At 40.8% G+C, this 19,330-nt stretch carries 16 protein-coding genes and 2 pseudogenes; 11 read left to right on the top strand and 7 right to left on the bottom strand.

What is annotated here, in order from left to right; translation table 11 throughout:
* Window positions 1-157 precede the first annotated feature (157 nt).
* The 6 genes from alsB to AACW06_RS13065 are packed head-to-tail and all read left to right on the top strand — an operon-like array spanning window position 158 to window position 6,115.
* Window positions 158-1,090: a D-allose transporter substrate-binding protein gene (gene alsB, locus AACW06_RS13090; RefSeq protein ID WP_192075395.1), complete on the top strand. Its 933-nt coding sequence runs from the start codon at window positions 158-160 to the stop codon at window positions 1,088-1,090.
* A 47-nt stretch (window positions 1,091-1,137) separates the two neighbouring features.
* Window positions 1,138-2,655 carry a D-allose ABC transporter ATP-binding protein AlsA gene (gene alsA, locus AACW06_RS13085; protein ID WP_192075394.1) on the top strand — a complete coding sequence of 506 codons (1,518 nt, stop codon included), beginning with the start codon at window positions 1,138-1,140 and terminating at the stop codon, window positions 2,653-2,655.
* Window positions 2,637-3,632, top strand: a complete 996-nt coding sequence (gene alsC, locus AACW06_RS13080) for a D-allose ABC transporter permease (RefSeq protein ID WP_192075393.1) — start codon at window positions 2,637-2,639, stop codon at window positions 3,630-3,632. Before alsA ends, alsC begins: the two co-directional genes overlap by 19 nt.
* Window positions 3,632-4,324 carry a D-allulose 6-phosphate 3-epimerase gene (alsE, locus tag AACW06_RS13075; RefSeq protein ID WP_192075392.1) on the top strand — a complete coding sequence of 231 codons (693 nt, stop codon included), beginning with the start codon at window positions 3,632-3,634 and terminating at the stop codon, window positions 4,322-4,324. Before alsC ends, alsE begins: the two co-directional genes overlap by 1 nt.
* Window positions 4,317-5,216: an allose kinase gene (gene alsK, locus AACW06_RS13070; RefSeq protein WP_192075391.1), complete on the top strand. Its 900-nt coding sequence runs from the start codon at window positions 4,317-4,319 to the stop codon at window positions 5,214-5,216. The genes alsE and alsK overlap by 8 nt, the downstream gene beginning before the upstream one ends.
* A 47-nt stretch (window positions 5,217-5,263) precedes the next feature.
* Window positions 5,264-6,115 (top strand): SIS domain-containing protein, encoded by an 852-nt coding sequence (locus AACW06_RS13065; protein ID WP_337923449.1) that lies wholly within the window; start codon window positions 5,264-5,266, stop codon window positions 6,113-6,115.
* A 45-nt stretch (window positions 6,116-6,160) separates the two neighbouring features.
* Here the strand turns inward: AACW06_RS13065 and AACW06_RS21020 are convergent.
* Together AACW06_RS21020 and AACW06_RS13060 are read right to left on the bottom strand one after the other, a co-directional pair.
* Window positions 6,161-6,277, bottom strand: a pseudogene (locus tag AACW06_RS21020) (IS982 family transposase); the annotation flags it as partial.
* A 54-nt stretch (window positions 6,278-6,331) separates the two neighbouring features.
* A pseudogene (locus AACW06_RS13060) lies at window positions 6,332-6,505 on the bottom strand (transposase); the annotation flags it as partial.
* Between the two features lie 191 nt (window positions 6,506-6,696).
* Between AACW06_RS13060 and AACW06_RS13055 the strand changes: the two are divergent.
* Both AACW06_RS13055 and AACW06_RS13050 read left to right on the top strand, forming a co-directional pair.
* Window positions 6,697-7,800 carry a DUF3541 domain-containing protein gene (locus AACW06_RS13055; protein ID WP_192075390.1) on the top strand — a complete coding sequence of 368 codons (1,104 nt, stop codon included), beginning with the start codon at window positions 6,697-6,699 and terminating at the stop codon, window positions 7,798-7,800.
* Window positions 7,801-8,154: 354 nt separating this feature from the next.
* Window positions 8,155-8,445, top strand: a complete 291-nt coding sequence (locus AACW06_RS13050) for a hypothetical protein (RefSeq protein ID WP_192075389.1) — start codon at window positions 8,155-8,157, stop codon at window positions 8,443-8,445.
* On the opposite strand, the gene AACW06_RS13045 is transcribed toward AACW06_RS13050, so the two are convergent.
* On the bottom strand, window positions 8,426-9,592 hold the full coding sequence (locus tag AACW06_RS13045) for a GGDEF domain-containing protein (protein ID WP_192075388.1): 1,167 nt from the start codon (window positions 9,590-9,592) through the stop codon (window positions 8,426-8,428). The genes AACW06_RS13050 and AACW06_RS13045 overlap by 20 nt on opposite strands.
* Before the next feature lie 378 nt (window positions 9,593-9,970).
* Here AACW06_RS13045 and AACW06_RS13040 point away from each other — a divergent pair, with 378 nt between their 5' ends.
* A complete protein-coding gene (locus AACW06_RS13040; RefSeq protein WP_192075387.1) occupies window positions 9,971-10,819 on the top strand; it encodes a pirin family protein in 849 nt (282 codons plus the stop codon).
* A gap of 217 nt (window positions 10,820-11,036) precedes the next feature.
* On the opposite strand, the gene ppnP is transcribed toward AACW06_RS13040, so the two are convergent.
* Window positions 11,037-11,318 carry a pyrimidine/purine nucleoside phosphorylase gene (ppnP, locus tag AACW06_RS13035; protein ID WP_192075386.1) on the bottom strand — a complete coding sequence of 94 codons (282 nt, stop codon included), beginning with the start codon at window positions 11,316-11,318 and terminating at the stop codon, window positions 11,037-11,039.
* Between the two features lie 393 nt (window positions 11,319-11,711).
* Here ppnP and AACW06_RS13030 point away from each other — a divergent pair, with 393 nt between their 5' ends.
* Window positions 11,712-12,155: a DUF2850 domain-containing protein gene (locus AACW06_RS13030; protein ID WP_192075385.1), complete on the top strand. Its 444-nt coding sequence runs from the start codon at window positions 11,712-11,714 to the stop codon at window positions 12,153-12,155.
* Window positions 12,156-12,303: 148 nt separating this feature from the next.
* Window positions 12,304-13,389 carry a mechanosensitive ion channel family protein gene (locus AACW06_RS13025; RefSeq protein WP_192075384.1) on the top strand — a complete coding sequence of 362 codons (1,086 nt, stop codon included), beginning with the start codon at window positions 12,304-12,306 and terminating at the stop codon, window positions 13,387-13,389.
* A 38-nt stretch (window positions 13,390-13,427) separates the two neighbouring features.
* Here AACW06_RS13025 and AACW06_RS13020 read toward each other — a convergent pair whose 3' ends face one another.
* The 3 genes from AACW06_RS13020 to AACW06_RS13010 form a co-directional block, all read right to left on the bottom strand.
* A complete protein-coding gene (locus AACW06_RS13020) occupies window positions 13,428-14,672 on the bottom strand; it encodes an MDR family MFS transporter (RefSeq protein WP_192075383.1) in 1,245 nt (414 codons plus the stop codon).
* Between the two features lie 250 nt (window positions 14,673-14,922).
* Window positions 14,923-16,551, bottom strand: a complete 1,629-nt coding sequence (locus AACW06_RS13015) for a methyl-accepting chemotaxis protein (RefSeq protein WP_192075411.1) — start codon at window positions 16,549-16,551, stop codon at window positions 14,923-14,925.
* Window positions 16,552-16,805: 254 nt separating this feature from the next.
* Window positions 16,806-19,166 (bottom strand): ATP-binding protein, encoded by a 2,361-nt coding sequence (locus AACW06_RS13010; protein ID WP_192075382.1) that lies wholly within the window; start codon window positions 19,164-19,166, stop codon window positions 16,806-16,808.
* Between the last annotated feature and the right edge of the window lie 164 nt (window positions 19,167-19,330).

Below are 19,330 nucleotides of genomic sequence, written 5' to 3'. Positions count from 1 at the left end.
CAATTTATTGATAAAATTGTGACTTCATTCAAATTGTTTAATTTGTGACCAAAATCTAAGAATAAAAAAAATTGATGCGTATAAATATTAAGCAGCGGGCAAAAACTGCTCTATAAAACGGATAAAAATGAACTACCAATGACGTGGAGTGACACACATGAATATTAAAACTTTAACGAATACAGCTCTTGCAATTGCACTCGGTATGACAGCATCGACAGCTATGGCAGCAGATTACGCAGTAATTTTAAAAACACTAAACAACCCATTCTGGGTAGAAATGAAACAAGGCATTGAAAGTTATGCTGAAGCTGAAGGTATTGAAGTGGATATCTATGCGGCAGCTTCGGAAGGTGATATGCAAGCTCAAATGCGCTTGTTTGAAGACATTACTAACCGAGACTACAAAGGTATTGCTTTCGCTCCATTATCAGCAAACAACTTAGTTTCACCGGCAGTGAAGGCATATAAAAAAGGAATTCATTTAGTAAACCTTGATGAAAAAGTTGATATCGCAGGTATGAATGCAGCCAATGCTCAAGTTGCAGGTTTTGTTACCACTGATAACGTTGCAGTTGGTAGTACTGGTGCGCAATTCATCATAGACAAGCTTGGTGAGAAAGGCGGTCAAGTTGCCATTATCGAAGGGAAAGCAGGTAACGCATCTGGTGAAGCTCGTCGCTCAGGCGCAGAACAAGTTTTCAAGAAAACGACCAACGTTGAGTTAGTTGCTTCTCAGCCTGCAGATTGGGATCGTATGAAGGCTCTGGATGTAGCAACAAATATGCTTCAGAGAAATCCTGATTTATCAGCGATCTATTGTGCGAATGACACTATGGCAATGGGCGCGGTTCAAGCCGTTAGAAATTCAGGTAAGCAAGGTAAGATTTTGGTTGTGGGTACAGATGGCGTTCCAGAAGCTAGAAAACTTGTTAAGGCCGGTCAAATGACAGCAACAGTTGCGCAAGATCCAGCTCAAATTGGCATTGAGGGTATGAAAATATTAATTAAATCGGTTGAAAGTGGTGAGATGATTACAGTTGATCAAGCGCCACAAACTGCAATGGTTCCAGCTGTTTTAGTTAAGTAACAATCCAGTGGCGGTGAACAACATTCACCGCCCTTTAAGGGTGAATAATGAACACACCAATCATTGAAATGTGCAATATAGCCAAGTACTTTGGTAATGTAAAAGCGCTCGACAACGTTAACTTAAGTATCTATTCCGGAGAGGTCCATGCCCTACTTGGTGAGAACGGAGCAGGTAAAAGTACGTTGATGAAAGTGTTGTCAGGAATCCATCATCCTACACATGGAAGCATAGAAATAAATGGTCGTGACTACACCTGCTTAACACACCAAGAAGCCGCAGAGCTCGGGATCAGTATCATATACCAAGAACTCAGTTTAATTGAAGAACTTTCCGTACTCGAAAACATTTTTATTGGTCGACTACTCACTAAAAAAGTACTGGGGATAGAAATTGTCGACTGGTCATTGATGCGACACGAAGCAGAACTCATCATGGGTGAGCTTGGTATGGATATAAATTTAGATGCCAAAGTGGAAGACCTTGCTATTTCTTACAAGCAAATGATTGAAATTGCGAAAGCGTTGTCCACTAATGCTCGTGTTCTTATTATGGATGAACCTACATCATCTTTGACAAAAACAGAAGTAGACAAGCTCTTTTCGGTTGTAAAAAAGTTAAGAAACAAAGGTACAGCTATTGTTTATATCTCACATAAGTTAAAAGAAATACATCAAATTTGCGACCGTTACACGGTTATACGTGATGGCCATTCGATGGGGTCTGGGTTAGTAGAAGGTACCTCGGACGACGAAATAATTCGGCTCATGGTTGGCCGTGAAATCGAGAAGCGCACAAGAGAAGCCTCAAAGATTCAGAATAAACCTGTCGTACTCTCTGTAGAAAATATCACTTCTTGGGATAAGAAAACCGTCAAAGGTGTTTCTTTTGACGTGCGACAAGGTGAAATTATAGGTTTTGCAGGCTTAGTCGGCGCAGGTCGAACAGAAATAATGAATTGCTTGTTCGGTATTGATGCGATAAATAGTGGGAAAATTATATATAAAAACAAAGATATAACACCTAGATCACCTTTAGATGCTATGAACAACGGCATGGCATATGTCACTGAATCTCGCCGAGAGAATGGTTTTTTTGACAACTTCACTATCGGCCAGAACATTGCTATAGCCCATTCACTTAAAAGAGGGGGATATTGCGGCATGATGGGTTGCTTCAATCCACATGAAGAATCAAGCATGGCTCAAAAATATAAGTCATTGCTATCCATCAAATGTGACTCCATCCATCAAAAGATTACCGATTTATCTGGTGGCAATCAGCAAAAGGTGATCATTTCAAAATGGATGGCATCAGATCCAGAAATTATCATTTTCGATGAACCTACTCGCGGTATCGATGTCGGTGCAAAATCGGAAATATACAAAATCATGCGTCAGCTATGTGATGACGGCAAAGTCGTGATCATGGTTTCTTCTGAACTACCGGAAATCCTTTCTGTAAGCGATAGAGTTGCTGTTGTGAACGAAGGACATATTTCAAACATTCTCTTAAACCAAAATCTCAGTGAAGAGGAGATCATGAAATGGGCATTACCAAATTAGATAAGCCGCATGGGGCGGCAGGAAAACAACCGCTCAACTTTGGGAAACTTTGGGAGAACTACGGTACCCTTGCAATATTAGTTCTGATGATCCTGATTTTTGGTATCACATCTCCAGAGTACTTCCTAACTGGAAATAACATTATTCAAATTTTCACTCAATCGTCTGTCAATGTATTAATTGGTATGGGCGTATTCTTCGCAATCTTGATTGCTGGCATAGATCTTTCAGTTGGTGCGGTCATAGCGTTTTCTGGGATGGTGACAGCTAAACTAATGATTATGGGATTGGACCCAATCTTAGCAGCAGTAATTGGTGGCATTTTTGTTGGTGGTTCAATGGGAGCTATTAACGGCGCTTTAGTCAATTATACGGGGCTGCATCCATTTATAATTACACTGGGTACGAATACCATCTTCCGTGGTGCAACACTTATCATTTCAGATGCAAATTCAGTCTACGGTTTTAGCTATACTTTTGTAGAAATATTTGCGGGTTCAGTATTCGGCATTCCGACGCCTGTGATTATCGCCCTAACTATGGCAACGATTCTATGGTTTCTCACTACCAAAACTCGCCTGGGACGCAATTTCTATGCAATAGGCGGCAATAAAGAGTCAGCTCATTACTCTGGCATCGATGTTAAAAAACATACAATGATCGTGTTCATCATCTCTGGTATTTGTGCAGGTATTGCTGGTGTCGTAACGACGGCTCGCTTAGGGTCAGCAGAGCCTCTTGCTGGCATGGGATTTGAGACCTTTGCTATTGCCGCTGCGATTATCGGCGGAACCTCATTCTTCGGAGGCAAAGGACGCATCGTTAGTGTAGTGATTGGTGGTCTTATCATCGGTACGATTAACAATGGTCTCAATATTCTGCAAGTACAAACATATTATCAACTAGTTGTAATGGGCGGTCTGATTATCTCTGCTGTTGCTCTTGATCAATTCTTCGCTAGAAAGGATAAAAAATAATGATTATTCCAAAAATTGCGCCCTCATTAATGTGTATGGATTTGATGGCACTTAAAGAACAAATCGAATTTTTAAATGACAAAGTTGGTTATTACCATGTTGATATCATGGATGGTCATTTCGTCCCCAACTTAACTTTGTCACCATTTTTTGTTAGTCAAATAAAAGATCTTACTACTGCTCCAATGGACTGTCATTTGATGGTTACAAACCCTCAAAACTATATTAAGTCACTTGCTGAAGCTGGTGCAGCTATGATCAGTTTTCATGCCGAAACTGCCAATGGTCAAGCTTATAGAATTATTAATGAGATTCGAGATAATGGCATGAAAGTAGGGGTGGTGATTAACCCAGAGACACGTTTAGAAGAAGTTGCTATGTACCTAAATCGTTTGGATAAAGTGACTTTAATGACAGTTGACCCTGGGTTTTCAGGTCAGCCATTCATACCAGAGGTTGTCGGCAAAATTAAGCAATTCCGTGCGTTTAGAGACGAACATAATCTGTCCTTTGAACTAGAAATAGATGGTTCTTGCAACAAGAACACCTATGCAACTCTTCTCGATGCCGGTGCCGATGTGTTAATTGTAGGCAGTTCAGGGTTATTCAACAACGCCTCTGAGATTGATCAGGCGTGGTCTATTATGATGAGCGACATCCATACAGCAATGATAGGAATTGTTAATGAGTAAACATGCATATATGGGTATTGATATGGGTGGTACACATACACGTCTATGTATACTCGATGAGCAACGCAACATTATTGAACTAGATAAAATGCCAACGGAAAAAGTGGTTGAAGTTGGCTTGGTCAGAGGGTTGAGCCAATTAATCAAAGCTTTTATTGTAAGATATGACCTGAACTTGCATCGTATCATAATTGGTCTACCGGCAACAATTTCCAAAGACCGAAAGAAAGTTCTGTCGACCCCTAATTTAACTGTCAATAACACCGAGTTCAATTCCTTAGTCCCTCACCTTCAAGAGATGTTTAGTTGCCAGGTAGAACTTGAACGTGATGTTAATTTACAAATCGCATATGACACTGACCATCTCAATATTGCGAATAAATTAGTATTGGGTTGTTATCTAGGGACTGGTTTTGGCTTTTCGATTTGGATTAATGGAGATGTATATACCGGAGCACATGGTGTTGCAGGTGAGTTGGGACACATTCCTTTTGGGGATGATTCAAAAACTTGTGGATGTGGCAATAAAGGGTGTTTAGAAACCGTTGTATCTGGTGTACAACTGAAAGCTGAATACGAACGTCAAAATGCAAAGTACCAAATTACAAGCTTTTTTGAACAAGATTGTAACAAAGAGTTTGTGTCTCGCTTTATTAACAAACTAGCCAAATCAATTGCAACATCGATCAACCTATTTGACCCCGATGTTGTCATTTTTGGTGGCGGTGTCATGGATATGGAAAGTTTTCCATACACTGAACTTAAACGCGAAACGTTAGCTCGAACTCGTGGCCCTTTACCTCGAGAGTCATTGGTATTCATGCCAGCACCCTCCTCAAGCTTCAACGGGGCTTCTGGTGCTGCGATTCAAGCATTGAACCGCACACGTTAACAATCTAAACTAATGTTCTTTACCGGACCTTAGTAATTGGTGGAGCTGTGAACCTTAATTTTAATAAAGTGTTGCCGAAAATTCGTATGATGATGCCATCTTTGACCAAAACAGAGCGAAGCATCGCAGAGCACTTTCTTAACAATCGCTCAATTACAAAAGAAACGACAATTAGTCAGATCTCAGCTGAGTTAGATGTATCGAATGCCTTGGTTGTTAAGGTTTGTAAAAAGATTGGCTATGATGGTTTTAAGGAGCTGAAAACAGCACTCATCGTGTCTCATTGTGAGTCGCGTTTGTTCACGCAAACATTGGAGCCTACCGACGATTGTGCCCAAATTGTCCAAAAAGTTCTAAACAATTCGCTTGGTGCCTTACAAGAAGCCTTGTCTTTTTCTTCAGTACCAAGCATCGAACAAGCCGCCCGAGTTCTTCTTGGGGCAAAGCGAATTACCATAATGGCAGTCGGAGGCACATCAATCATCGCTGAAGATTTTCACCATAAGCTTCTACGGATAGGAATTCATACGCAAGTACCTAAGGATTATCACATGATGATTATGTCCGCAAGCTTGATGACCGAGGAAGATGCTGTACTTATGATTTCTCATTCGGGACAAACCGTAGATCTACTCGATGCGGCTAGAGAAGTAAAAAAAGCAGGAGCGAAACTGATCACTGTTACAAATAACTTTACTGCTGAAATGACCCAGATATCAGATTTGGCCATTTTTGCTCCAGCTTCTCCTGAGCCGATTTTAGGGAAAAATGGGACTGCCAGACTAATAAAACTCGCACTAATTGATTGTCTTTATGCAACTATAGTAAACATGTCAAAAGAAAAATCGATTAGTAGTATTAAGAAAACAATGAATGCCACAGCAAAACTACATCGGTAGCATATGTTTCGTATTTTATGATTACTAAAGTAACCTGAGATCGGTTTAAGCCATCACCATCAACCCAGACTTTTCAGTATTGGTGATGTTGAGTGATGGCTTTTCTGGTTTTAAACAGTAAGCGATTAAGCTTCCAAGCAAATTCAGCATGAACCCATGTAATACTAATCAAATTAATTTTATGATCTATACCTGTAATCATTGAAGATGCTTGATTTCTCTATCGCTGATTTTTGTATCTTTTTTGACGGCTTTACGCCACCCATAAATTTGAGATTCATACAACGATAGCTGTCGTGCGGCAGCAACGACACCGATTTTCTCTGCTAACTTAAGCGCTTCGGCTTTAAATTCAGGAGCATGTTTGATTCGTGTTTTCTTAGTTGTCATTGTTCACCTCGTTAGTGATTGTACTCACTTAACTCAGTGTCCAAAACTTCTGGTGCGGATCCAAGCTATCAATACCCATGAAATAAAACACTCAAAATCGGTTAATTTACCCTCACCTGACCGATTACTCACAATGCTAGTGACCCATAATAGTAAGCTCTACTCAATTGATAATTTGCAAAGTTTTGATCATGTTACTTAAAAGATTAATTTCATTATATTGTTTAGCCACTGCTCTTTGCTTACCCACCTTTAGTTTTGCACAGCAAACATTGGCTCCACATGAAGGCTTTGAACAATCAGCAGAACGCATCCGCCAAACCTATGAAAGCCAGCTTTACACCTTACCAGCCTTTAAAGAAGGCCATTATGGCTTAAGAATGTACCGACAGACGTTGGATGCCAAATACTCTGCAGCAGTGTGGAGTGACCTTGCTCGCGTAGCGAGTCGACTCAACAAATTTGCAGAAGAGGTTCACACTCCAGAACAAATTTTTCTCTATTCAGAAAAGCGTTTAAGTGGCTATGTTGATGAGACCGATGAGCGTAGCAAACTACGCTATATGGCAACTAGAAATACACCTGAGTACCTTTACCTAGGTGTTGATTTGCTTGGTTCAATGGCTAGAGCTAATGAATATGGCCTTAAACATAAAGATGACCAAGTGCTTCGCAAAGTGATTCGTCGATACGATTTCACTAAGTACGTCACTAATGAAGCAATGATCAAGGCATGGTCGGCACAGTTGGCTAACCAAGTCTATTGGTTACGACAATTAGGTGAGCAAGATGTAGTGCAACCGTTTATTGATAGTTTTAGAAAAACCTACCCAGATTCAGCCGACAGAAAGCTGTCTAGCCAACAATATGGCAATAAGCTGTATGGTATGACGCACATTATTTTCGCTGATTCTGAGTATTACCAGCATCTAGTCAGCGAAAAACGACATCAGTGGATCTACGATTATTTCCGTAACAATATTGATACCATTTTGGCGCGAGCAAAAGAAGATGTCATCGCCGAAGTAGGCATTTCTTTTCTGCTTGCAGGTTTAGAAACCGACCCTGTTGTAGAGAAAACACGACTAGCGATTCAAGCCTCAATTGATAAAGAGCAAGGCATGATCCCATCGACAACAGGAGATTTCGAGCTCGCTTATGGCGAACACCGTAATGTGTTAGCAATCATGTTGCTTGACTGGCAAAGCGTTAACCAAGCACCGACTATCGAACGTAATCCGAGCGTTTTTTCCAACTTACCTTATGGCTTAGAAAAAATGTCACCTCTTAAGTAATACCAATCACAGTAAATAAGTGATCAGAAATAGCGCAGGAAAAAGGCTTGATAACAAGACAGGATGAACAGTTATTTACTACGATTAGTATAAAATAACAACCAAAATCAGTCATTCAATCGTCAACCCGCACCAAGAGCAAAATTATCAATAAATTCAAATTACGGTACAAAGCCAACGCAAAGATCCTTGAAGGTTAGTAGATGGAATGGACCCTTTGTTTTTAGTAATGTAATACTGACGGCATACAACATTGCCCTCGCTCTTGTAGAACTTCGTAACAATTAGCGGTCAAAACAACTCAAAGAGGTAAGCTATAATTGAATTAAGTGCATTCAGAGGGGGAGAAGTGAGATGTCAGTGTTACCTAAACATACAGATAAAAATGCGCACTATGATCCTAATGAAGATTTCACTCAGGATCAGATGCACCGTTTTACCAAAGTTGCCAACCAAGCACAGAAAAAACGTGAAATACTTGAAAATCGTGATGAGAAAGACCTTTCCATTATCGATGCAGCAAAGCGAGTTGCACTAAGGCCAGTAGTTAAACCCACAAAGGATAAACCCAATACAGTAAGGTACGCTGTATGGATGTCACTGTTATGCGTATTAGGGCTATGGCTTATGTATATGACTCGCTAGCCTTTTTAATTAGTGTGACGGTTGCTGAGCATTTTGATTCTTGAATTTCAGCAGAAGATATATGTTGATAATACTGGTACTGATTTTTACCTTTGTGTTTTGCCCAATACATGGCTTTATCCGCACAGTTGGTGAGTTCTGGTAGGTTATCAGCATCATTTGGAAATAGCGCAACACCAACGCTGACAGTGAGGTTGTTAATCATCTCGGAACTTTGGTATTTATGCTCAAACATGTAACAAATACGGTTAAGAATAGTATCAAGATCTTTTTTGGTTCTTACATCGTACAACAACAATACGAATTCATCCCCTGCAAACCTTGCAATTGAACAGTCATGTTTAGCTGTCTTCCTGTCTCTATTCCTAACGTTGTTCTTTAATCTGTTAGCAAAATATTGCAGCACTTTATCGCCAACATCGTGGCCATAGTTGTCATTAATCGATTTAAAATTATCAATATCGAGAAACACTAAGGCAGTGATGGAATTACTTTTCATTTGCTGAGAAAGCTTTTCATTCGCCCAATTTTCAAAACTCCAACGGTTAGCAAGACCAGTGAGTTGGTCGGTATAGGCAAGGTCCTCAATCCCTTCTTGATAGAGGGATTGGATATAATTGATGGCTTTGTTGTAATAGTAAGCTGAGATATGACAGATGACACCTAAAATAGTTAGGCTGATAACGAAACGATCCGCCGATAAGTAGTCTGATGATAATTGCGTATTAGTCACCAATAATGAGATACCAACCAACATGCTAAAACTAAAGCTAAATACTATCCCAATTTTGAAGTCATTAATGAAAATGACCGCAGCTAGAATAGGATAGAGCCATAAAATACCGCTTGTGGCTTGCGCGCTGTAAAGCAGCAGCATGATACCTTTAGTCAGTAAAATTCCGCTAAGAATTAAGTCGGCGTAGGGCATATCGGGACGCTGATATAAATAGATAGCATTGAAAATGATCACCAACAAGCAGATAAAATTAAATAAGCTAAGATAGTAGCTGTGATCGATGAACTGAACGAAACCATAGTAGGAAAATAGAGCAGCAGACACAACAGAACACAACCCCACAACTCTACGTTTGCGGGATAATTGCATATTGGCCATTTCTTCTAAATGCCTTCCTACTAACTCTGCCATTCTTAAGCCCCCCTAAAGAGTTAGATACCAACTCAAGTCTAGAAGAAAAAAATCACTAGTGGCTAATTATTTGTTTAGATTTTAAAGCGTGAATAATGGCAGTATTTCTATTCATTGTCTGCAAGAGCATATAAAAATTGAAGACAACAATGCCTTTGAACGATTCTATGCACTCGCAGGGTCATTACATCTTTTACTACGCTTTCATCCAGATTTACGACGGAGCCGGATTAGGTGAGCATAGCCAACGTCACAGCTGCATCAAGTAGGGAGAGCATAGATATGTTCGAAATTATTGAAGAAGATACTCAAATCCGTGGGCTCATCATTTCAAGATTGTTGATTTACACTTTGCGTATTCCGTAGAGGAGAGCTGTTATGCCAAACCAACGTACAGTGCAACAAATGCTTCGCGCGCAACCAACATCTGATGGTGATGGAGTTAAAATTCGCCGAGTCGCAGGGTTTAATAATACCCACTTTTCACCATTTTTGATGATTGATGAATTAAAGTCAGACCAAAAATCTGACTATATAGGTGGCTTTCCGCCTCATCCTCACCGCGGTATAGAAACGCTCACCTATATGTTAAATGGGCATTTTCAGCACAAAGATCATATGGGTAATATTGGCGAGTTACGTTCTGGCGGTGCCCAATGGATGGCAGCAGGACGTGGAGTCATTCATAGTGAAATGCCAATTATGCAAGACGGCCACTTGCATGGTTTTCAGATTTGGATAAATCAACCCGCTAGCCATAAAATGCTTCCTGCTCAATACCATGACTTTCAACCGGAGAGCATTACTGAATATCGCACACCTAGTACTAGCTTACTGCGAGTTTTAGCTGGTCACATCGATTGTAATGGCGAGACATTGATTGGCCCTTTGACTCAGACAGGGTCGACATTGAGTGTAGCAGACTGGCAAGCGATACCCAAAAGCGCTATCCGTATCAACACTCCAGAAAACCATAATGTGATGGTTTATGTCTACCAAGGACACATAATCTTGGGTACAAAAGTATTAAGAGAGGGTGAGATAGCATTGATGTCAAAAGGTGAGTTCTTAGAGCTTGAAACCAATGAAATCGGTGGTGTATTGCTATTGATGGGCGAACCAATCAATGAACCCGTAGTACATTACGGCCCATTTGTTATGAACTCTTTTGAAGAGATTGAACAAGCCATCAAAGACTACAACTCTGGTCTTTTTGAAACCTATTAATGATCTAAATATCATCCGCATCGGTATAACGTTCACTTACCACGTATTAGAGCCTGTTGACCTAATAACAAGGTATGTATGAGTAAAAACATTATTGGGTTCTGGTTTAGATCCCACAGCACAAAAACTGAATATCCACTGCCATTCATTTTTTGTTTTAGCCACACTATTGGGTGTGGCTTTTTTATATCAGTGGACGTAACAATGAAAGCAATAACTACAGATATTCACATAAATAGGCTGTAGATTGCGCTACCTGTAAATCAAACGATGAATTTCCGGCCACCTCAAATGACTCGCCACTGCTAAAAGTCGACCACTCTTCATCACCAAGACGCTTAATGATTAATGTACCCTTAACCACGGTCATTCGTTCTGGGGCTGCTGTACCAAAAGTGTACTCGCCAGGAGCCATAACCCCAACAGAGCTATCACCATCTTGCTGCGTGAAACCCAACGATTTTACGTTACCTTCAAAATACGAGTTTTCTTTGATCATTTTTCTTCCTTGTAAAGGTCATCATCGACCTACTGTGATAAATCATTCACTTGTTTTATCTGATAATTTCAAATTACACAAGAAGCAAATTAGGCCAAAACAAACCACAGCACTAAGTCTATAATCAATAGTAGAACAATTAAAACACTATCTATCTTGTCATCCATTAGCCCTTCATTTGGAATTAGAGTCTCATTTAATAGCGCGAAATTTGCCAAACTGTACGACATCTTTCAGTCTCTGATTTCGTTCTATACCCAAACAACTTGAAGTTGCAGATTAAAGGTAGAAAAGGGATGGCTAAATAGGTTATTGGTTCAAACTGCCCCCCTTAGATAACCTAAACAGAATAAGGATTTATCGAATGCAAAAAAAACATTTTCAGGCCCCTCAATGAAGAGAGAATCGCTTTTCAAAAGTGTTTTTTGGATAGCATTAGTCACATTGGCTGTCGGCTTTGCGGCACTGCTGTTTTTCAGCTATCAAGAGTACACTCATCCGAAACAGGTCTATGGTTCATGGATTGAAATTGGTGCACCTAGTTATAGCACGGAGATTCTGACCTTTAATGAAAAAGGAGTATTTCGCAACAACCGGTTGATAAGCACAAACTTTGACTACAACGGAAAACAAATTGAAATTCGAACTGGTGACGGCATAACGATTTACCAGCAGTCAGGGACAATCAACTCACCTCAGTTAAAGCGCATTGAACCCAGCACACCCAATCAACGATTTATAAAACAAGGCTACGAAGAAACTATCCAAGCCGATGAAAGCGGCGATCCGAGTAAAAACCGACGCTCTGTGCTCTCCGAACATTTTTCACAGCAATAGATGACACCATACTTTTACAAGATGCCCAGAGTCGGTCAAAATTTGATATCGTCCATATATCACCCCTTATCTTCGCCTACATGATATAGAGCTAGCTGGTGTTTTCTGTTAGTTTGAGCGTCAACATTCACACTAAGACTAAAACATTATGAATGAATTACTGACTCACATTGAATCCTCCTCCCTTGCCCAACATTGGGATACCAGCATTATTTTTATCTCTATTGCCAGCCTTGTCGCATGGGGGATTTGGCGAATCGTATTTAGCAGATTACTGTTTGTCGCTGAAAAAACTCAATTCCATTGGGATGATTTACTGTTACACGCATTAAAAACGCCAGTAAGCACTTTAATTTGGTGTTGGCCAGGCACAATATCACTTGGACTACTACTTCAAGATACGATGAAAGATAAGCTCAACTGGCTGCAAACGGTAAAGCTACTGATGTTGATCGCTATTTTTATCTGGATCATCATGCGTCTCATCAACAATGTTGAGCACTACGTATTATCACAAAAAAAACATGATGAGACTACAATTCAAGCCATTGCAAAGGTTGCACGTTTATTCTTCATTCTCATCGGTATGCTTTCTATCATGCAGGCATTTGGTCTGAGCCTTTCTGGGCTTTTAACCTTTGGCGGTGTGGGTGGTCTAATTATCGGTTTTGCAGCAAAAGATTTATTGTCCAACTTCTTTGGTGGGTTAATGATCTACTTTGACCGCCCTTTTAAGGTCGGCGATTGGATTCGCTCACCAGATCGTCAAATTGAGGGGACCGTCGAACGTATTGGATGGCGTATGACTATTATCCGTACTTTTGATAAACGACCACTTTATGTCCCCAATTCAGTATTCAACAACATTGTGCTAGAAAACCCTTCGCGCATGCTTAATCGCCGCATCAATGAAACCATTGGTTTGCGTTACGATGATGCCTCAAAAATGGCTAAAATTGTCAAAGAAATACGTGAAATGTTGGAAAATCACCCTGACATTGATAGCGAACAAACACTGATGGTCAATTTCAACGCTTTTGGTCCTTCATCGTTAGATTTCTTTATCTACACCTTCACCAAAACCGTTAATTGGATGCGCTACCAAGAAGTAAAACAAGATGTGCTGTTAAAAGCAATGGCGATCATTCACAACAATGATGCCGACGTTGCCTTCCCAACTCAAACATTGAAAGTGGAGCCAGCAAGCGCAGGACTAACAGCGCAAACCAAGTAACATTAAAACATAAAGCCCTCAATGAGGGCTTTTGAGCATTAAGTCTGAACGATCGGTTCTCTTTGTACATTATCTTCTTGATGTTCAGCCACCCAATACAACCAAATCATCACTAAACATAGCACAAAGCAAACACCGAATAGCCAGTTGGAACTGAGTGACTCAATCACCACACCGCCAATCAAAGGTGCAATCGCAAAGCCCAATGAATACAATGCCGCCGCGCCGAAATACGACCCACGGAGATGCGCTGGAGCCATCCGATCTATTTGTACATTTAGAGTAGGAAAAGCGATAACCTCTCCCATACTTAAAATAAAGCACGCAATCGCCCAGCCAATAGGCCAATCTGCGGGAGTAAGAAGAAAACCGATCTGCGCCACCGCCATTAACCCCATACCAATCCGAGTACGTACGAAAAGAGGAATGCTTTCTAACCACTTAAGCATTGGAAATTGAAAGACGATAATGGTCATTGTATTGACTAATACTAGCCCTGCGACAATCTGCGCGGCGTCCAAAACGCTGGTTCGTACGATAACCTGTGGAATTGACGATTCCACCTGCCCGTACACAAACATCATAATAAAGTTCGCCACCATCAATTTAACAAAGATATTGTCTTTACTGATCACACGTAGAGTAGAAGTAAAATTGGGGAGTGCTGTGCGATCCGGTTGAATATATCGACCTTTGCGTTCAATGCCAAATAACAGCCAAAAACCATAAATGAGGTAAGTTCCACCAGCAAAAAAGAACAAACTTTGAGGATGCGTTAAACCTAATGTAATACCTAATAACGGCCCAACAGCGCCACCGAGATTTAATAAAAAATAGCGAATATTAAGTGCCAATTCTCTATCTTTTACATTCGATAAGTTGTCACCAATAACCGCTTTAGCTGGAGCCTCAATCATCGGGCGCATTAACCCGGTGATAACAATAAGCACATAAAATTGCCAGATTTGGTCTGCGATACCAATTCCACTGTAGGCCAATGCCGCAATCCAACTACCAGCAACCATCACCCACTTACGGCCGAACTTATCGGATAGGTATCCAGAATATAAACCAGTCACAGCCCCAACAACGGCTGAAGCTGCCAGCATTCCCCCCACTTCAATCGCTGAAGCACCATAGTCTTGATAGAGAAACACTATCAAAAATGGCCATGCCATGAAAAAACTGGTACGAGCAATCAATGTACCCGTTAACACCGTCCAAACCGAGAAATTAAACCGTTGTACTCTTTCCCACTGAAATAAGCTGTCCTCTTTACCCATAATTACTCCTTCTCATAAGCCAACTCACGCACTATAGGCGCGCTCATCATCGCATTTTTGTTTTTATGATTTCAATACATGGAGATAATGTTAAAAAAGATAGTAATTTATTATGCAGTTAAATGAATATCGCTGTGAATGTAATGATATTTAAAAATTCAATTATTTCTGATAGTTAATTATGCTTAAATTTAAAAAAGCCGCACAACCTTGCAAGTCATGCAGCTTAACGCTTTCATTATCAGAAGATTTATAGCTTAAAGAAAGCCAACTGAGCTTTTTGCTTCTCTGCTAATTGTGATAATTCTGAGCTAGCACTGGCACTTTGGCTAATACCTGTGACATTTTGGTTAACAAGCTCAGACATATTCACCACACTGCGGTTAATATCCTGCGTTACTTGAGACTGTTCTTCCGCAGCGGTAGCAACTTGCGCGTTAGAATCATTGATATCAGAAACCGACTCAGTAATCCCCACAAGCGCATCACTAGCACGTTGCGTTAGTTCACTATTACGTGCCAACATATCTATGCTGGTTTGCATGCTGTCATTTGCTAGGATCGACTGACTTTGTAGATCTTCAATAATGACCCTGATCTCTTTGGTTGAACTTTCCGTTCGTGCAGCAAGCATACGTACTTCGTCTGCCACTACAGCAAAACCACGGCCAGTCTCGCCAGCGCGAGCCGCTTCAATAGCTGCGTTAAGTGCTAGCAAATTGGTTTGCTCAGAGACACCACGAATAACTTCAACAACATCATTGATCTGCTCAGATTGCTCTTTCAAACGAAGTACCACACTCGCCGCATGATTTAATGCATCAGACATCTGTGTACTTGCTTGAGTGCTCTCTTTGAATATTGACAAGCCAGATTTTGCAAGCTCATCCGCTTCACGTGCCGTAGAGTCCGCTAATGTTGCATTGTCACTAACGTTGTTTGCTGTGCTCGCCAACTCATTCACTGCCGAAGCAACTTGTTCAATTTCACTCAACTCTTGATTGGCATTTGATTCAGCTTGAGTCATTACCGCTGCCAACTCTGTTGATGCTGATGCAACGTCTTCACTAATACGGTTAAGCTGATCAACTGTTATATGTAATTGAGAAACGGTAGTGTTTACATCTTTGCCAAGACGCGATATTTCATTTTCACCATCCACATCAGCTCGAATGGTTAAGTTACCTTGTGCTAATTCTCGGATAACCATTTGCAACTTTTGAATAGGCGCAACAATTATATTTGATAATATCCACGCCATCATAAGAGAAATAACCAAAACCGATACTACAGTGATCATTGCTGTATTCATGACGCGAATATTGTCTTTCTCACTTTGTGCAAGTGATTGAATAGCTAATTGATTGACCTTTTTAGACAATGCATTAACAGCACTCGCCATCTGATTACCGCTTTCACGGTATTGCGCAATAAACGATGTATACTGTTCTTCTTGAACTTGCCCTTTATCTCGGCTATTGAGAAGCTCAACCGCTCGATTAGACATCTCTACATAGTTCTCAATACTGTCACGAACAAAAGAGACATCATTTCGATACATTTCATTTTGTTGCATTTTGGTAAGGCTATATTCGACCTCTTTCAAGCCACTTTTTAATTCTGATAAGAAACTATCACGACGAGACGAATCGTAAATTGCATATACAGCACTAATACGAAGCGGATAAATAGTGTCGTCAATATTGGCAAGAGTATCTTTGTATTCAACGAGCAAATCAGTACTGTTTGAAACTTGGTGCTGCTCATTCTGAAGATTGCTTTTGGTTATCCATAAAGCAATAAAAAGAGCTATCGTTGTAAGCAAAACTGGTAGCAAAACTTGAACACGAATGGACAAGTTTTTCAGTGAAAAGTGCATTTTAGAACCTCGATAAAAATTATTCGCGTCCATACCATTGGGAACAGTCCTAACGATCAAAATAAGGCGACGATTCTAGATCAAGATCACAAAATAGTCTATTAAATAACAGGCTTAAGTTCATAGTGTTACGCTATAAACAACGCCATAAATATGACTTTTCGACAAGAAAACAGCACAAGTCAAATTATGATAGTTTATGTAAAAATATAGCCACCAAAAGGTGGCTATATTTTGCTAGTAAATAGGTTGTTTTACTTTCTCAACGCATTCAATTTGGCTTGTGCTAAGCCAAATATAGTATCTACCGGATAGCTCCCATCTTCGGTGGCAATACCTGCGGCTTTACCAGTAAAAAGCTCGATAGCTTCGGTAACATGCTCAATTGCCCAAATGTTGAATTCGCCTTTTTCTACCGCTTTCACGACATCCGAACGCAACATCAAGTTATGCATGTTGGAAAGAGGAATAATCACACCTTGTTGGTTGGTGCGTCCTTTTATGGTACATACGTCGAAGAAACCTTCTATCTTTTCATTAACCCCGCCGATCGGTTGCGATTCGCCAAATTGGTTCATAGAGCCAGTAATCGCAATATCTTGTCGATTCGGTTGCTTTGAAAAAGCAGACACAATGGCACAGAATTCCGCCATACTCGCGCTATCTCCATCAACCCCGCCGTATGACTGCTCAAAGGTAATCGTGGTCGTCAATGGTACACGCGCGGTTCGACCAAATACCGAAGAAAGGTAAGCCGACAGAATCATTACTCCTTTGGAGTGGATACTGCCCCCTAAATCGACACTGCGTTCAATATCAATGATCTCACCATCGCCATAAGAGGTGGTTGCGGTAATTCGATTCGGCGCTCCAAACATATGATCACTAGTGCTCAGTACCGATAAAGCGTTCACTTGCCCAATAGCCATCCCTCCAGTTTGAATGAGAGTGGTACCATTTGCGAAAGTTTCCATAACACTGTCTTGCAAGCGATTAACGCGCATTTCCTGATTTTTTAGTGCTTCTTCAACGTGGTTTTGACGAATCATATTCGAGTTGGCTTGCTTGGCAACGTAGTTCGACTCACGCAGCAAATTCGCTATGTGAGCGGAATGCAGCGATAACTTGCCTTGGTCACCAGTCGTTCGTGAACTGTGTTCGATGATGCGGGCAATCGCTTTACGGTCGCAGTGCAACATATTGTTGTCATGCACAATACTCGAAATAAAGCGCGCATAGTGCAGCTCACTATCTGGAGTACGAGTCATCTCGTCTTCAAAATCCGCGGTCACTCTAAATAACTCACTGAATTCAGGGTCATAGCGGGTTAATAATTGATAAGTATTGTAGTCACCAAATAGGATAATTTTTACATTCAATGGGATCGGCTCGGGATCTAGTGACACTGTCCCCGTTAAAGTCACCTCTTTTTCAAGTGAGGTAAAGCTCAACTGGCGAGAACGTAACGCACGTTTTAACCCATCCCATACATATGGTTGCTCAAGCACTTTGACTGCATCCATCAGCAGTACACCACCATTAGCTTTATGTAGGCTACCAGCGCGAATCAATGAAAAATCCGTAAACACCGTACCTTTAAACGTTGCCGTCTCAATATAGCCAAATAAAGAGTGATAATTGGGATTTTCTTCCACAACGACAGGTAGTTTATCGGAAGGCTGACTAACCAAAACGTTGACTTTATAGCGACGAGGTAAACGCTTATCCAACGACGCTGTTGCTACTTCCCCTTGTTCACTTTCTTCGTCTAAAAAGATATCCGCATTATCGACAATATCTTTTTGCAACTCGGTCAAGTAGTTTTTGATCTCAGGGTAACCTGAGTAGTCCTGCTTTAACTGTTTAATGAAATGCGTGATCACGCCTAGTGTCACTTCATCATTAAGTTTTTTGATCTTCTCACTGTATGACTCTTCCCATTCGGTAAGCTGACGAGACATATTACGCAAGCTGATCTCAAGTTCATCAATGATATGACTAAACTGCTCTTGTTCCTTTCTCGACAAAGCATCAAATGACTCTTCCGTATGCATTTCCTCGCCATTCATGGCGACAAATTGGTAGTCACCTTGGGTGGTAATGGTCAAACTGATGCCTTTATCTTTTGCCTCTTTACTGATGCTATCCAATTCACCTTGCTGCTTTTGTACCATCTGGTTTTTTAGCTTGTCAGCACGCGCAAAGTAGATCTCGTTATCAAATGCTAATGGAATGGCATTAACCAACTTCGTTATGAGCTTTTCAATGTCTTGCTTAAGGCTCACACCAACACCAGAAGGTAACTTCAGCACTTTCGGGGTGCGAATGTCGGCAAAATTAGCAACATAGCACCAATCAAATAAGGCATCGGCTTCATGCTGGTGTCGATTTAAATAACGCAAAATCATCGTGCGTTTGCCTAATCCGTTACGACCAATCGCGTAGATGTTGTAACCTTTTTCTTTGATCGACATGGCAAATTCAACCGCTTTTTGTGCGCGTTCTTGCCCCACTATCTCATCGATAGGATCCAGTTCTTTGGTTGATTTACAAGGTAGCTTTTCTAACTGTGCAACATGGTAGAGCTGCTCTGCATTCAATCGTTGAATCGCCATCACTCCGCTCCTTAGCTTTTAGATTCTTGTTGTATACCCAAACTATTTGGAGTTGCAGGTAGGCGGCAAGTGAGTGAATCCCCATAAGCATAGATAAACTATGTGATTGGGGTGAGCAAACGTAGCCAACACCGCTGCACCTTCAAGTAAGAAGGGGATAGTTT

This window comes from Vibrio sp. S12_S33 (assembly GCF_963889785.1).
Classification (GTDB): Bacteria; Pseudomonadota; Gammaproteobacteria; order Enterobacterales; family Vibrionaceae; genus Vibrio; species Vibrio aestuarianus.
Note: the sequence above shows the minus strand (reverse complement) of the source record. Positions and strands in the feature narration are given on the sequence as shown.

Excerpts from the sequence above, each read along its gene's own strand:
- AACW06_RS13030 (WP_192075385.1), top strand. The coding sequence starts at position 11,712 with ATGAAGAGAGAATCGCTTTTCAAAAGTGTTTTTTGGATAGCATTAGTC.
- AACW06_RS13020 (WP_192075383.1), bottom strand. The coding sequence starts at position 14,672 with ATGGGTAAAGAGGACAGCTTATTTCAGTGGGAAAGAGTACAACGGTTT.
- AACW06_RS13040 (WP_192075387.1), top strand. The coding sequence starts at position 9,971 with ATGCCAAACCAACGTACAGTGCAACAAATGCTTCGCGCGCAACCAACA.
- AACW06_RS13015 (WP_192075411.1), bottom strand. The coding sequence starts at position 16,551 with ATGCACTTTTCACTGAAAAACTTGTCCATTCGTGTTCAAGTTTTGCTA.
- AACW06_RS13045 (WP_192075388.1), bottom strand. The coding sequence starts at position 9,592 with ATGGCAGAGTTAGTAGGAAGGCATTTAGAAGAAATGGCCAATATGCAA.
- alsA (WP_192075394.1), top strand. The coding sequence starts at position 1,138 with ATGAACACACCAATCATTGAAATGTGCAATATAGCCAAGTACTTTGGT.
- AACW06_RS13055 (WP_192075390.1), top strand. The coding sequence starts at position 6,697 with ATGTTACTTAAAAGATTAATTTCATTATATTGTTTAGCCACTGCTCTT.
- ppnP (WP_192075386.1), bottom strand. The coding sequence starts at position 11,318 with ATGATCAAAGAAAACTCGTATTTTGAAGGTAACGTAAAATCGTTGGGT.
- AACW06_RS13010 (WP_192075382.1), bottom strand. The coding sequence starts at position 19,166 with ATGGCGATTCAACGATTGAATGCAGAGCAGCTCTACCATGTTGCACAG.
- alsK (WP_192075391.1), top strand. The coding sequence starts at position 4,317 with ATGAGTAAACATGCATATATGGGTATTGATATGGGTGGTACACATACA.
- AACW06_RS13050 (WP_192075389.1), top strand. The coding sequence starts at position 8,155 with ATGTCAGTGTTACCTAAACATACAGATAAAAATGCGCACTATGATCCT.
- alsC (WP_192075393.1), top strand. The coding sequence starts at position 2,637 with ATGGGCATTACCAAATTAGATAAGCCGCATGGGGCGGCAGGAAAACAA.
- alsB (WP_192075395.1), top strand. The coding sequence starts at position 158 with ATGAATATTAAAACTTTAACGAATACAGCTCTTGCAATTGCACTCGGT.
- AACW06_RS13025 (WP_192075384.1), top strand. The coding sequence starts at position 12,304 with ATGAATGAATTACTGACTCACATTGAATCCTCCTCCCTTGCCCAACAT.
- alsE (WP_192075392.1), top strand. The coding sequence starts at position 3,632 with ATGATTATTCCAAAAATTGCGCCCTCATTAATGTGTATGGATTTGATG.